The following is a 515-nucleotide window of genomic DNA, read 5'->3' on the forward strand; positions in this document are numbered from 1 at the left end:
TGATCAAGACAAGACTGCCAGTGGTTTTCATGTTGCTTACCGTCAACTTCTATAATTTCTTTTGTTTCCGGGATCAAAATATCAACAAAAAACCCGTCGACAAACGCCTCCAACGCATATTCTTTTCCGTGGGGAACCAACGATTGAATGATCCTAGGGGTCAGCATGCTTTGAGGTTTACAGCTTTTTATCAAAGAACTTAAAACTTCCACATCCAATTGATTATCCATTCTTAGTAAACCAATACTTTTTAAACATTGGTCTTTTTCAAAAAATGTAAGTTTATCCATATTTTTGAACATGTTTGTTAGTAAAGAAAAAATTCCAATTTGTAATTCCTCACCGACTTCCTCTTCCCAAAGGAGAATACCTAGCGCCCATAGACTATTGGCAAGAGCTTGCAAGTTTGCATCTTCCTTTGAAACGAGCTGTTGCAATAATATCAAAACCTCTTTTTTCAGTTCTGCACCATTCAAATGCCCGCTTTCAGAGAGTTTGCCTAGCGACCATAGACT

General features: G+C 37.7%; 1 protein-coding gene. It reads right to left on the minus strand.

What is annotated here, in order from left to right; all coding sequences use genetic code 11:
* Window positions 1-515: hypothetical protein (locus E1O47_RS12375; RefSeq protein ID WP_165475129.1), on the minus strand; the 515-nt coding region annotated here is incomplete at both ends.

Origin of the sequence: Legionella yabuuchiae (assembly GCF_900640115.1) — a bacterium.
In the GTDB taxonomy this organism is placed as follows: domain Bacteria; phylum Pseudomonadota; class Gammaproteobacteria; order Legionellales; family Legionellaceae; genus Legionella_A; species Legionella_A yabuuchiae.